The organism is Salmonella sp. NW884 (genome assembly GCF_051700745.1).
GTDB classification, from domain to species: Bacteria; Pseudomonadota; Gammaproteobacteria; order Enterobacterales; family Enterobacteriaceae; genus Salmonella; species Salmonella enterica.
In genome coordinates this window covers 1-14,123 of record NZ_JAMMDE010000009.1, presented here as the reverse complement: position 1 = coordinate 14,123, position 14,123 = coordinate 1, and the positions used below count along the sequence as shown (strand labels likewise).

The window sequence follows — 14,123 nt, the reverse complement described above, 5'->3', positions numbered from 1 at the left end:
AATGGCGGGCCTACACGCATGTTCTCCGTAGGCCCCGCCATCCGGCATTTCACTTAATACTCGCCGCGTTCCTCGTCCTGATCCGGCTGTTCCAGTACGCTATAGGCGACCGAACAGAACAGTGAGTTAAGACGCTTCATATCGCCCAGCAGCCCTAAATGGAGCGAGCTGGTTTCAATGCTTTGCACGTTCTGCTGGTGCAGGCGGTCGACATGCGCATGTGAGTATCGGCGATTAAGTATACGGAAGCGATGTTTACTGCGGCGCAACCGACGGGCGCTGGTGACATCGCCGGAGAAAAAGACCGACATCGCCAGTTGCAGATTACTGAGCAGTTGATCGTAAAGCGCATCCAGCTCTTTCAATCCTTCTTCTGAAAATGCCCGACGCGCCGCCAGCGACTTGTCGGCAATCTCACTGCCCATTCGCTCGATAATATCCGACGCCTGTTCGAGGTTCAGGGCCATCTCAATAATCTCCGCCCACCGGCGGGACTCCTCCGCCGCCAGCTCGTCTTTCGGCATTCGCGCCAGATAAAGCTTAATCGCGGTGTAGAGCACGTTAACGTCATCCGCCAGCTTGCGCAGCGCTTTCTCTTCACGCGGTTCGCCGTGCATGACCTTTTTTAGCCCTTCCATCATCTGTTCCATCGCATCGCCAATGCGCAACACCTCACGGGCAGCATTAGCCAGCGCCAGCGTTGGCGTATCCAGCGCGCTGACATCCAGATGTTTCGGCTTCAGATGGGTATCCAGTTCAGGCTCATCACGAATAATTCGTTTACAAAAACGCGCCATCAGCTCGGCAAATGGCACCATCGCCAGGCAGCGCACCAGGTTATAGAAAACGTGGAAATAGATCACCAGCTCTGACTTCGGTAGCGATAGCTCATCCATCAGATTCGCCAGCGGATGGACAAACGGCAGGATGACCAGGCTGCCGATCAATTTGAACAATAGGCTGCCGAGCGCTACGCGACGCGCGGCAGCATTGGCGGCGCTGTTATTGAGCATCGCCAGCAGCCCCGATCCCAGATTGGCGCCGATGACCAGGCACAACGCCACCGGGAACGATATAATCCCCGCCGCCGTCAGGGTCGCCGTCAGCAACACCGCCGCCAGGCTGGAATAACTGATAATAGCGAACATCGCGCCAATCAGCGCATCCAGCATAATGTCGCCCGTCAGCGACGCGAAAATGACCTGCACGCCATTAGCCTGAGTGATCGGCGTCACTGCCTGCACAATCAGCTCCAGCGCCAGTAGAATCAGGCCAAGCCCGATACCGACGCGACCCAGCTGCCCGGCGCGGGACTGCTTACGTCCCAAAAAGAAAATCACGCCAATAAAAATCAGCAGCGGCGATAGCCACGAGAGATCGAAGGTCAGGATACGCGCCATTAGCGCAGTACCCACATCAGCGCCCAGCACAATCACCAGAGCTGGCGTCAGGGCGACAAGATCCTGGGCGACAAACGACGTTACCAATAAAGTAGTGGCGTTACTGCTTTGTACCAGCGCGGTAACACCGATACCCGCACAAAAGGCGAGCGGTTTCTTTTCCACGCTGCGGCTGAGGACAGTACGTAGACGCGCGCCAAACACGCGCATTACGCCAGTACGAACGATATGTGTTCCCCATACCAACAGCGCAACGGCAGAAAGTAGATGGAGCAAAGTTAACACGGCGTCAGGTTCTCCTTATCGTTATACGTTTTCCTGAAGCTCACTTGCGATAAATTGCCTGATGGCGCACAGCGTTAAGGCCTGCTGGCGTTGCACGCCACCGGGCTTACCATACGTAATACGGTATGCTGGATAAGGCGTTTACGCCGCCATCCGGCAAATTCAGCGTAGAGCCTTCCTTCAGTATAAGGGTTTAATTGTAAGAAAGAGACAAGGCACCCAATGAGTGCCTTGTATGTTGTAAGGAAAAGTGACGATTTTATGAATCAGTCCGCATCGTAACCCAGGTTCGGCGCCAGCCACCGCTCAACGTCCTCAACGCTCATTCCTTTACGAAAAGCATAATCTGTCACCTGATCGCGTTGGATCTGCGCTACCGCGAAGTATTTGCTCTCAGGATGGCTGAAGTACCAGCCGGAGACCGACGCGCCAGGCCACATGGCGAAAGATTCGGTGAGCTTCATCCCGGTGTGTTTTTCGACATCCAGTAGCTGCCAGATAGTGCCTTTTTCGGTATGTTCCGGGCAGGCAGGATAACCCGGCGCCGGGCGAATCCCCTGGTAGTTTTCGCGGATTAATTCGTCGTTACTCAGGCTCTCGTTCGGCGCATATCCCCAGTAAACCTTACGTACACGCTCATGCAGATATTCCGCGAACGCTTCCGCCAGACGGTCGGCAATCGCTTTCACCATGATCTTGTTATAGTCGTCGTGTTGCGCTTCGTAAGCATCAGCCAGGGCGTCTTCTTCAAGACCGCCGGTGACTGCAAACGCGCCGATGTAGTCCGCTTTGCCGCTCAGTTTCGGCGCAACAAAGTCAGACAAGCAGTAGTTGGCAAAACCGACTTTCTCGGTCTGCTGGCGCAGGTGGTGGCTGACCGTCAGAACATGAGTACGGGTTTCGTCGCGATAGATTTCGATGTCATCGCCGATGCGGTTCGCCGGGAACAGGCCCACCACGCCACGCGGATTCAACAGTTTCTCGGCGCTCAGTTTATCCAGCATATCATTGGCGTCTTTAAACAAACGCTGCGCCTCTTCACCCACCACTTCATCTTCAAGGATACGCGGATACTTCCCGGCCAGCGACCAGGTCATAAAGAACGGCGTCCAGTCGATGTAGTTGCGCAGAGTTTCGATGCTGGCTTCCACCTCCTGCACGCCCAGACGGTGGGCTACCGGCGGGGTGTAGCGTTCCCAGTCGAATGCCAGATCGTTATCGCGCGCCGCTTCCAGCGTGACCGGCGGCGTGCGCGGTTTTTTGCGGGCGTGCTGAATACGCACGGTTTCGTACTCTTTGCGGGTACGGGCGACAAAGTCATCACGCTGGGTGTCGGAGAGTAGCGCCGCCACCACGCCCACGGTACGCGAAGCATTCTGCACGTAGACCGTCGGACCGCTGTAGTTCTGCTCGATTTTCACCGCCGTATGCGCTTTCGAAGTGGTTGCGCCGCCGATCAGTAGCGGGATAGTAAAGCCCTGACGCTCCATCTCTTTCGCCACGTTGACCATTTCGTCCAGCGACGGGGTGATAAGCCCGGAAAGACCAATCAGATCGGCATTCACTTCACGCGCCGTTCTGAGGATTTTCTCCGCTGGCACCATCACGCCGAGATCGACGATTTCGTAGTTGTTGCATTGCAGCACCACGCCGACAATGTTCTTGCCAATGTCGTGCACATCGCCCTTCACGGTGGCGATGACCATCTTGCCGTTGCTGGAGCCTTTTTCTTTGCTGGCTTCAATAAACGGCTCCAGGTAAGCCACCGCTTGTTTCATCACGCGAGCGGATTTCACCACCTGCGGCAGGAACATTTTCCCTTCGCCGAACAGGTCGCCGACCACGTTCATGCCGTCCATCAGCGGGCCTTCAATCACCTCAATCGGGCGGGAGGCCTGCTGGCGGGCTTCTTCGGTATCCTGTTCGATAAATTCGGTAATGCCTTTCACCAGCGAGTATTCGAGACGCTTTTTCACGTCCCAGCTACGCCATTCCGCCTGCTGGGCGTTGGCAGCCTCGTCGGTTTTGCTGCCGCGGTATTTCTCCGCCAAATCCAGCAAACGCTCGGTGCCGTCATCGCGACGGTTAAGAATGACATCTTCAACCGCATCGCGCAGCTCGGCGGGCAGGTCGTCGTAGATAGCCAGCTGTCCGGCGTTGACGATGCCCATGTCCATGCCGTTGCGGATGGCGTAGTAGAGGAATACCGCGTGGATAGCTTCACGTACCGGGTCGTTGCCGCGGAACGAGAAGGACACGTTAGAGACGCCGCCGGAGATCAGCGCGTGCGGCAGCTCGCGTTTGATGTCTTCACAAGCGCCGATAAAGTCCTGCGCGTAGTTGTTGTGCTCTTCAATACCGGTCGCCACGGCGAAGATATTCGGGTCGAAGATGATGTCTTCCGGCGGGAAACCCACCTCTTCGGTGAGAATTTTGTAGGCTCGGCGGCAAATTTCGATTTTACGCTCGCGGGTGTCGGCCTGCCCCCGCTCATCAAAAGCCATCACCACCACTGCGGCGCCATAGCGACGTAGCAACTTCGCATGATGAATAAAAGCTTCCACGCCCTCTTTCATCGAAATAGAGTTGACGATGCCTTTACCCTGAATGCACTTCAGCCCTTTTTCGATAACCTCCCATTTGGAGGAGTCGATCATGATTGGTACACGGGCAATGTCCGGCTCACCGGCAATCAGGCTGAGGAAACGCACCATCGCCGCTTCGGCGTCGAGCATCCCCTCATCCATATTGATATCAATAATCTGCGCGCCGCTTTCTACCTGCTGACGGGCGACATCCAGCGCTTCGCTGTATTTCTCTTCTTTGATCAGCCGTTTAAATTTGGCCGAGCCGGTGACGTTAGTACGTTCGCCGACGTTGACAAACAGGCTATCGTCGCCAATGTTCAGCGGCTCCAGGCCGGAAAGGCGGCAGGCGACCGGGATATCCGGCAGCTGGCGCGGCGGCAAACCGGCAACGGCGCGGCTCATCGCCGCAATATGCTCCGGCGTGGTGCCGCAGCAGCCGCCAACAATATTCAGGAAGCCCGCTTCCGCCCATTCGCGAATCTGTTTCGCCATGGTGTCGGCGTCGAGGTCGTACTCGCCGAAAGCGTTCGGCAGGCCGGCGTTCGGGTGCGCGGTGACGTAGCATTCGGCAATCCGCGACAGTTCCTGGACGTACTGGCGCAGCTCATCAGGCCCCAGCGCGCAGTTAAGGCCAAAAGTGAGCGCCTCGGCGTGGCGCAGCGAGTTATAAAAGGCTTCGGTCGTCTGGCCGGAGAGGGTACGACCAGAGGCGTCGGTGATGGTGCCGGAAATCATGATCGGCAGATCAACGCCCAGCGCTTCAAACTCTTCTTTCACCGCAAACACCGCCGCTTTGGCGTTGAGGGTGTCGAAGACGGTCTCAATCAGAATCAGATCTACGCCACCTTCCACCAGCGCTTTAGTGGATTCACGGTAGGCCGCCACCAGCTGATCGAAGGTGATATTACGAAACGCCGGGTCGTTGACGTCCGGCGAAATGGAGGCCGTGCGGTTAGTTGGACCAAGCACGCCCGCAACAAAGCGTGGTTTTTCTGGTGTTCGCGCCGTCCATTCATCGGCGCAGGCGCGCGCCAGTTTGGCCGCCGCATAGTTAATTTCCGCCGACAGGGATTCCATCCGGTAATCCGCCATCGCAATGGTTGTCGAGTTAAAGGTGTTGGTTTCGATGATATCCGCGCCAGCCTCAAAGTAGGCGTTGTGGATAGCGGCGATCACCTCCGGCTTGCTGAGGACCAGCAGGTCATTGTTGCCTTTCAGGTCGCAGGGCCAGTCGGCAAAGCGCTCCCCGCGGAAATCTTCTTCATGTAGACGATAGCTCTGGATCATAGTGCCCATACCGCCGTCCAGCACCAGAATACGTTCATTTAACTGCGCACGCAGTTGTTCAACTTTGCTGCTCACACTCGCTCCCGACAACGCTCCACGTAACGAGCCATACTGGCACAAAGCGTGCTGGCGGAAAAGAGAACAACGGGCAACATGAGACATGTTCAGCTTGCCACCCACTTCTGTCGCTTTGCCGGATGGCGGCGCAAGCGCCTTATCCAGCCTACAAATTACTTTGGCGGCTCCCAAAGCGTAGGCCTGATAAGCGAAGCGCCATCGGGCATCCTGTGATGTCACTCATCCGATCAGTTCAGGAACTCTTGCATTATAATTGAATAAAACGAAAATGATTTCCACGATACAGAAAAAGGAGTCTGCCATGGTTGCCCCTGTTCCCGCGAAACGCGGGAGAAAACCTGCCGCTACCACTGCACCCGTAACCGGGCAGGTTCAGTCTTTAACTCGCGGTCTGAAGCTGCTGGAGTGGATTGCCGAGTCCAACGGCAGCGTCGCGCTGACCGAACTGGCGCAACAGGCGGGTTTGCCTAATTCCACGACTCACCGTCTACTCACCACCATGCAGCAACAGGGTTTTGTCCGCCAGGTTGGTGAGCTGGGCCACTGGGCCGTAGGCGCACACGCGTTTATCGTCGGTAGCAGCTTCTTACAGAGCCGTAATCTGCTGGCGATTGTCCATCCGATTTTGCGCAAGCTGATGGAGGACTCCGGCGAAACGGTAAACCTTGCCGTACTCGATCAGAGCGACCATCAGGCTATTATTATCGACCAGGTGCAGTGCACACAATTGATGCGCATGTCCGCCCCTATTGGCGGCAAGCTGCCCATGCACGCCTCTGGCGCGGGCAAGGCGTTTTTATCACAGCTCAGTGAGGAACAGGTTACCAGTCTGCTGCACCGCAAGGGGTTGCACGCTTATACCCATGCGACGCTGGTGTCGCCGCTGCATCTGAAAGATGACCTCGCCCAAACACGCAAGCGCGGCTATTCCTTTGACGACGAAGAACATGCGCTCGGTCTGCGCTGCGTGGCCTCGTGTATTTATGACGAACACCGCGAACCGTTTGCGGCCCTCTCTATTTCCGGCCCCTGCTCACGCATTACCGACGATCGCGTCACCGAACTTGGCGCCATGGTGATTAAAGCGGCGAAAGAGGTGACGCTGGCCTATGGTGGAACTCGCTGAAATGAGCAGCCTGAAATTATACTGGCAGGAGAAGTACCCACAGGCCTTCTGTTGGTCTTTCGGTGATTCGCCGGCGCTGGCCGACGAGCTGGCGGCGCTAGTGGTCGCCGGTAAAAAGCGTGGCACCTGTAGCTCGCTGGTTAGCTATCAGAAAGAGCAGCCCCCTGTCACGCCCGGGTCATATCACATTGTGCTCAACGGCACAGGCGACGCCGTGTGCGTCATACGCACGCTGGCGCTCAGGCTGATCCGTTTTAACGAGATGAGCGCCGATCTCGCCGCACTGGAAGGCGAAGGCGATCTTAGCCTGGCGTACTGGCAAGCGGCACACCGGGCCTTTTTTGAGCGCGAGGGTAATTGGTCGCCGGAGATGGAACTGGTTTACGAAGAGTTCGCCGTACTTGAGATCGCGCCGTAACGCACGCTAAAGCGCTGGCGACGTCGATAGGCATACACATCTTCTACATGCCCTTCTTTAATACGCGTCTGTAGCGCGCGCCAGTAATCGGCGCGAAACAGGTCGGCATGCATCTCTTCAAACAATGGCCCGATACGCGGATCGGCACACAGCCAGTGGCGAAACTCCTCCGGGAAAACATCACCTGGCGAGACGCTATACCAGGGTTCGCAGGCCAGTTCGTCTTCCGGATAACGCGCTGGCGGAATATCGCGGAAATTCACTTCCGTCATGTAGCAAATTTCATCGTAGTCGTAGAACACCACGCGGCCATGACGGGTAACGCCAAAGTTTTTAAACAACATATCGCCGGGGAAAATATTAGCGGCGGCAAGCTGGCGAATCGCATTACCATATTCTTCTATCGCATCGCGCAACTGCTGGCCTTCTACCTGTTCCAGCCAGATATTGAGCGGCACCATGCGACGTTCAATATAGAGATGGCGAATGACGATATGTTCCCCAAGATCGGTAATCTTCTCTGGCGCTTCTTGTCGTAACAGCGCCATCAGCGCCGGATCGATTTGCCGTTTATCCAGTACGAAATTCTCAAACTCCTGGGTATCCGCCATACGACCGACGCGATCATGCTCTTTTACCAGTTGATAACAGGCACGCACATGGGCGGCAGACATCTCTTTCTGCGGGGCGAATTTGTCTTTAATGATTTTAAATACCCGGTCGAAACCTGGCAGGGTAAACACCAGCATCACCATACCGCGGATGCCAGGCGCCTCAATGAATTTCTCATCGCTTTCAGCCAGATAACATAAATATTCGCGGTAGCTTTCGGTTTTCGCATGTTTCTGGCAGCCAATAGCCATATACAGTTCGGCAGTGGTTTTACCCGGCAGGATTTCACGCAACCACTCAACCAGCGCGGCAGGCAGCGGCGCATACACCATAAAATAAGAGCGGGCAAAACCAAACACAATGCTCGCTTCTGCCGTGGTGGTCAGGCAGGTATCGACAAACAGTTCCCCCTCATCAGTGCGATGAATCGGCAATAAAAACGGCAGCGTACCGTCAGGTGTGGTTAATTTACCTACCAGCCAGGCCGCTTTATTACGGTAAAACAACTCGTTCGCCACCTGGACATGGCAGCGAGGTAGCGCGTCCTCGCCCAGTGTTTCAGTCAGGTGCGCGATAATATAGCGGATATCCCGGCTTTTATTCTGCCAGGGCAGACGCAGCGGTAAGTCACTGAGTATGCGCATCAACAGCGGCTCCCAACCGTGATCGGGAAAGAAGTCTTTGGCCAGTGGGCGCGGGATAGTACGGAAGCGACGCTCCGGTTGCGAACTGAAAATAAACAACCGCTCGGGTGTTAACGAGCGGTGGTCAAATAACCGGCAATAAACGGAGTTGAAAAAGCTCTCCGCAATCTCGAAGCGCGGGTAATCCGGCAACAGCCGGGTGTAATGCTCTTTAACGCGTAAAAGGAAATCCGCGTCGGTACTTTTGCCATCGGTAATACAGCGCAGTTGCTCCACCACCAGACCCACATGATGATCATAGAGGTGGATACGGCTTTTCATCGCCTGTTGGACGGCGTGCCAGTCGGCCTGTTCAAAACGCTGCTGCGCGCCGGAAGTCACTTCCAGAAATCGACCATACTGCGCGTCAAAGCCTTGCAGGATGGTTTGAGCAATCAGTAATTCCAGGCCACGCGGCATTTTTTTCCCTCATCCGGCACCACGTCATGCCGGATGGCGCGTTCGCTTATCCGGCCTACGCTATCTGTAGGCCCGGTAAGCGCAGCGCCACCGGGCATCAATCAAAACTGCGCTTCTTCGGTGGAACCCGTTAACGCGGTAACGGATGACGCGCCGCCCTGAATAATGGTGGTGACTTTGTCGAAGTAACCAGTACCCACTTCCTGCTGGTGGGAAACAAAGGTGTAGCCATCTTTCGCCGCGGCGAACTCGGGTTGTTGAACCTTCTCAACATAGTGCTTCATGCCCTCGCCCTGCGCGTATGCATGCGCCAGGTCGAACATGTTGAACCACATGCTGTGGATGCCCGCCAGGGTAATAAACTGGTATTTGTAACCCATGTCCGACAACTGCTGCTGGAAGCTGGCAATGGTCTTGTCGTCCAGATTCTTCTGCCAGTTGAAGGATGGTGAACAGTTATAGGCCAGCAGTTTGCCCGGATACTTCGCGTGGATAGCATCGGCAAAACGACGCGCCAGTTCGAGATCCGGCGTAGAAGTTTCGCACCATACCAGATCGGCATACGGGGCATACGCCAGACCGCGGCTGATCGCCTGCTCAATGCCCGCATGGGTGCGGTAAAAACCTTCGCTGGTGCGTTCGCCGGTAATAAAACCGCTGTCATAGGGATCGCAGTCGGAGGTGATCAGATCTGCCGCATCCGCATCGGTACGCGCAATCACCAGCGTCGGGACGCCCATCACATCAGCGGCCAGACGCGCAGCAACCAGTTTCTGAATCGCCTCCTGCGTGGGGACCAGCACCTTGCCGCCCATATGGCCGCATTTCTTCACCGACGCCAGCTGATCTTCGAAGTGAACGGCCGCTGCACCGGCTTCAATCATCGATTTCATCAGTTCGAAGGCATTCAGAACGCCGCCAAAACCGGCTTCCGCATCAGCAACGATCGGCAGGAAGTAATCCACATAGCGCGGATCGTTGGGTTCAATACCGGATGCCCACTGGATCTGATCTGCACGACGAAAAGTGTTGTTGATCCGATCCACTACCGCCGGAACAGAGTTTGCCGGGTACAACGATTGATCCGGATACATGCTGGATGCCAGGTTGGCATCTGCCGCCACCTGCCAGCCTGAAAGATAAATCGCCTCAATACCGGCTTTCGCCTGCTGCAACGCCTGACCGCCAGTCAGCGCGCCAAGGCTGTTGATATAGCCTTTTTTCGCTTCACCGTGCAACAGCCGCCACATTTTCGCGGCGCCGAGCTGCGCCAGCGTGCACTCCGGGTTAACCGAGCCGCGTAATTTCACCACCTCCTCCGCGCTGTACGGGCGGGTGATGCCTTCCCAGCGCGGTTGTGTCCACTCTTTCTGTAATTCTTCGATTTGTTGAGTACGGGTTTTCATGTGCAGATGCTCCATATTGTTATGTGGTGAATTAAGCCAGTAAGCGATAGCCCGGCAGGGTGAGGAAGTCGATTAAGTCATCTGAGGTGGTGATTTGCTCCATCAGACGTGCGGCATCGTCGAAGCGCCCGCTGCTGTAGCGGTGCTCGCCCAGTTCGTCCTGGATTACCCGCATCTCTTCCGCCAACATTTCGCGGAAAAGCGCTTTCGTTACGGGTTTTCCATTGCTCAGTGTTTTCTCATGGTGAATCCACTGCCAGATAGAGGTTCGTGAGATTTCCGCCGTCGCGGCATCCTCCATCAGACCGTAAATCGGTACACAGCCATTGCCGGAGATCCACGCTTCAATGTACTGCACTGCCACGCGAATATTGGCGCGCATTCCCGCTTCTGTGCGTTCGCCTTCACATGGCTCCAGTAACTGCTCAGCGGTAATCGGCGCATCTTCATCACGGGTAATGAACAGCTGATTTTTGTGCTCGCCCAGTACCTCGTTAAAGACGACCATTGCGGTATCCGCCAACCCGGGATGCGCAATCCACGTGCCGTCGTGGCCGTTGTTCGCTTCCAGTGCTTTATCCGCTTTCACTTTGGCAAGGACCTGATTGTTGCGTTCAACGTCTTTGCTCGGGATAAACGCCGCCATACCGCCCATCGCGAACGCGCCGCGCTTGTGGCAGGTTTTGATCAGCAGGCGCGAGTAGGCGCTCAGAAACGGTTTGTCCATCGTTACCACCTGCCTGTCCGGCAGGACGCGATCCGGGTGATTTTTCAACGTTTTGATATAGCTGAAAATATAATCCCAGCGACCACAGTTGAGACCGACAATATGATCACGCAACGCATGAAGAATCTCATCCATCTGGAAAACAGCAGGAAGCGTTTCAATCAACAGGGTCGCTTTGATCGTACCGCGCGGCAGGTTAAAGCGGTCTTCGGCGTAGCTGAAGACTTCGCTCCACCAGGCTGCCTCCTGCCAGGCTTGCGTTTTCGGCAGGTAAAAATACGGGCCGCTACCTTTAGCGAGCAGCGCTTTATAGTTGTGGAAAAAGTACAGAGCAAAATCAAACAGGCTGCCGGGAATGGCTTCCCCCCGCCAGGTAACATGTTTTTCTGGCAGATGTAGACCACGTACACGACAAATCAATACGGCCGGATCGGGCTTGAGCTGATAGATTTTTCCGGCTTCGTTGGTATAGCTAATGGTGCCGTTCACCGCATCACGCAGGTTGATTTGACCATCAATAACTTTATTCCAGCCCGGCGCCAGCGAGTCTTCAAAATCCGCCATAAACACTTTCACATTTGCGTTCAGGGCATTAATCACCATTTTACGTTCAACCGGCCCGGTAATTTCTACTCGGCGATCCTGTAAATCCGCCGGAATACCACGAATCTGCCAATTACTTTCTCTAATGGAAGTGGTTTCCGAAATAAAATCAGGCAACTTACCGTTATCAATATCCTGCTGTTGCTGGATACGTGCAGCCAGGAGTTTATTGCGTTTTGGCGTAAAACGGGTGACTAACTCCGTCAAAAACTCGACTGCTTCAGCGGTCAGGACTTGCTTTTCCAGCTCGCCTTGCGGCCTGGTAAAGGTTAATTCATCAGTTGTGGTTGCCTGTGGATTCATCATGCAGCTCCTCGTTGTTGATCCAGATACATCCCCAATGCGAACGAAGGATCACTGTGCGCTTTTCGTTCAACACAACTAAGACTACTCAATTAAATTTCAAAATCAAAAACAATTTCCATTTTTAATTTAATTATGCATTAACCTATTGATAACAATATAAATTAAATTTAATTACATGATGAGGTGCGTTTCGGAAATAAAAAAGGCACCCGAAGGTGCCTGATTCAACATGCTGAAACGCTTTAGGATCGTCAGAAGCAGAAGATTAATCCAGGGTTGGATTCATGTGACGCAGATCATATGGCGTAATCTGGTAGACATAATAGTTGAGCCAGTTAGTAAACAGTAAATTACCGTGGCTGCGCCAGGTTGCGCGCGGTATGTTTTGCGGATCGTTTTTTGGGAAATAGTTGTACGGAACCTCCGGATTTAACCCGGCCTCAACGTCACGAAAATATTCACCCGCTAACGTATGAGCGTCATATTCAGGATGACCGGTGACAAACGCAATACGTTTATCTTTGCTGGCAAACAGGTACGCATCCCCTTCTTCTGTTTCGGCCAGAATTTCAAGATCCGTATAATCCCGTATTAGCGCCGCCGGGAAATCGGCATAGCGTGAGTGTGGCGCAAGAAACGAATCATCAAAACCACGCGTTAACAGAGCATGAGGATGAAGGATGTGATGTTCATAGACGCCGGAAAGTTTATCTGTACGGGTCTGCTTAGGGATACCATACAGAATATTGAGTGCAGCCTGGACGGCCCAACAGACAAATAGCGTCGAAGTAACGTGATCTTTCGCCCATTCCAGCACCTGCCTAATCTGCGGCCAGTAAGCCACGTCATTAAACTCCACCAGACCCAGCGGCGCTCCGGTCACGATAAGCCCATCAAAGTTCTGATCGCAGATATCGTCGAAGTTACAGTAAAAGTTGTTCAGATGCTCGGCTGGCGTGTTCCTCGACTCGCGGGCATCTATCCGCAGCAGTTGAATATCGACCTGCAATGGCGAGTTCGATAGCAAGCGCAGAAACTGATTTTCCGTTTCAATCTTCTTCGGCATCAGGTTAAGGATAAGTACCTTTAGCGGGCGAATTTCCTGACCTGATGCGCGAGAAGTCGTCATGACGAAGACATTCTCCTCACGTAAAAAATTGACGGCGGGTAGCTCGTCCAGCACGCGAATCGGCATAACCTGATAACCTCACGACATACGTTTAAACGTTTAGACATCCAGATAGCTAAAGATACTCAGAAATCAGGTGAATGTCGAGTCTGCAAGTTCAAGGTGAGAAAGTTTCACGACAGCATTTGCATTAGAATAGAAGTAAGCAAAAAAGGAGTGAAGATGATGATTAACATTCGCCGTTCAAGGCATGAGGAAGGGGAAAAACTGATTGCGATCTGGCGTCGCTCAGTCGATGCCACGCACGATTTTCTGTCAAACGCTTATCGGGCCGAACTGGAAGAGCTGGTGAGCGATTTTCTGCCAGAAGCGCCACTATGGGTTGCCGTGACCGATCAGGATGAGCCGGTAGGATTTATGCTGCTTACCGGTGAGCATATGGATGCTCTGTTTATCGATCCGGACGTGCGTGGTCAGGGTATCGGTAAGATGCTGGTTGAACATGCGTTAACACTGGCACCAGGGTTGACAACCAATGTTAACGAACAGAATACACAAGCTGTTGGATTTTATAAGAAAATGGGATTTAAGGTGACGGGACGTTCGGAGGTCGACGATCTTGGGAAACCGTATCCATTGTTGAATTTAATTTATCCGTGAGTAGCGGCGCTGTCTGATAAGTGCATACAGGCCGGATAAGGCGAAGCGGCCATCCGGCGGTGCAGGTTGCCTGATGGCGCTGCGCTTATCAGGCCTACATTTTTACAGTTACCACACACGCAAAGAAGCCCGTCCAGACGGACGGGCTTCTTCACTTGTCTGATGCCTGGCAGTTTATGGCGGGCGTCCTGCCCGCCACCCTACGGGCCGTTGCTGCGCAACGTTCAAATCCACTCCCGGCGGATTTGTCCTCCTCAGGTCACCGTCAGACTACAGATAAAACAAAAGGCCCTGTCTTCCGACAGGGCCCTTCGTTTTATTTGATGCCTGGCAGTTCCCTACTCTCGCATGGGGAGACCCCACACTACCATCGGCGCTACGGCGTTTCACTTCTG

9 protein-coding genes are annotated in these 14,123 nt (G+C 54.3%); 3 read left to right on the top strand and 6 right to left on the bottom strand.

Annotated features, from left to right (window positions below; translation table 11 throughout):
• Positions 1-53: 53 nt before the first annotated feature.
• A complete protein-coding gene (locus NA197_RS17875; RefSeq protein WP_000956811.1) occupies positions 54-1,685 on the bottom strand; it encodes a Na/Pi cotransporter family protein in 1,632 nt (543 codons plus the stop codon).
• Between the two features lie 266 nt (positions 1,686-1,951).
• On the bottom strand, positions 1,952-5,635 hold the full coding sequence (gene metH, locus NA197_RS17870; protein WP_079849432.1) for a methionine synthase: 3,684 nt from the start codon (positions 5,633-5,635) through the stop codon (positions 1,952-1,954).
• A 304-nt stretch (positions 5,636-5,939) separates the two neighbouring features.
• On the opposite strand from metH, the gene iclR reads away from it, so the two are divergent.
• The gene (gene iclR / locus NA197_RS17865; RefSeq protein WP_000226434.1) at positions 5,940-6,764 is read left to right on the top strand and encodes a glyoxylate bypass operon transcriptional repressor IclR; all 825 of its coding nucleotides are present in this window, start codon (positions 5,940-5,942) and stop codon (positions 6,762-6,764) included.
• Positions 6,765-6,774: 10 nt separating this feature from the next.
• Positions 6,775-7,182, top strand: coding sequence for an ASCH domain-containing protein (locus NA197_RS17860; protein ID WP_010989091.1), 408 nt, complete (start codon positions 6,775-6,777; stop codon positions 7,180-7,182).
• Here NA197_RS17860 and aceK read toward each other — a convergent pair.
• The 4 genes from aceK to metA form a co-directional block, all read right to left on the bottom strand.
• Positions 7,146-8,897 (bottom strand): bifunctional isocitrate dehydrogenase kinase/phosphatase, encoded by a 1,752-nt coding sequence (gene aceK / locus NA197_RS17855; protein ID WP_023234084.1) that lies wholly within the window; start codon positions 8,895-8,897, stop codon positions 7,146-7,148. The genes NA197_RS17860 and aceK overlap by 37 nt on opposite strands.
• Positions 8,898-8,998: 101 nt before the next feature.
• Entirely contained in the window at positions 8,999-10,303 is a 1,305-nt protein-coding gene (aceA, locus tag NA197_RS17850) for an isocitrate lyase (protein ID WP_000857881.1), read from the bottom strand.
• 31 nt (positions 10,304-10,334) lie between these two features.
• Positions 10,335-11,936, bottom strand: a complete 1,602-nt coding sequence (aceB, locus tag NA197_RS17845; RefSeq protein ID WP_064043493.1) for a malate synthase A — start codon at positions 11,934-11,936, stop codon at positions 10,335-10,337.
• Between the two features lie 268 nt (positions 11,937-12,204).
• Positions 12,205-13,134 carry a homoserine O-acetyltransferase MetA gene (metA, locus tag NA197_RS17840; protein WP_001122767.1) on the bottom strand — a complete coding sequence of 310 codons (930 nt, stop codon included), beginning with the start codon at positions 13,132-13,134 and terminating at the stop codon, positions 12,205-12,207.
• 156 nt (positions 13,135-13,290) lie between these two features.
• Here metA and NA197_RS17835 point away from each other — a divergent pair, with 156 nt between their 5' ends.
• Complete coding sequence (locus tag NA197_RS17835; RefSeq protein ID WP_000973243.1) at positions 13,291-13,728, top strand: acetyltransferase; 438 nt, start codon at positions 13,291-13,293, stop codon at positions 13,726-13,728.
• Positions 13,729-14,123 lie beyond the last annotated feature (395 nt).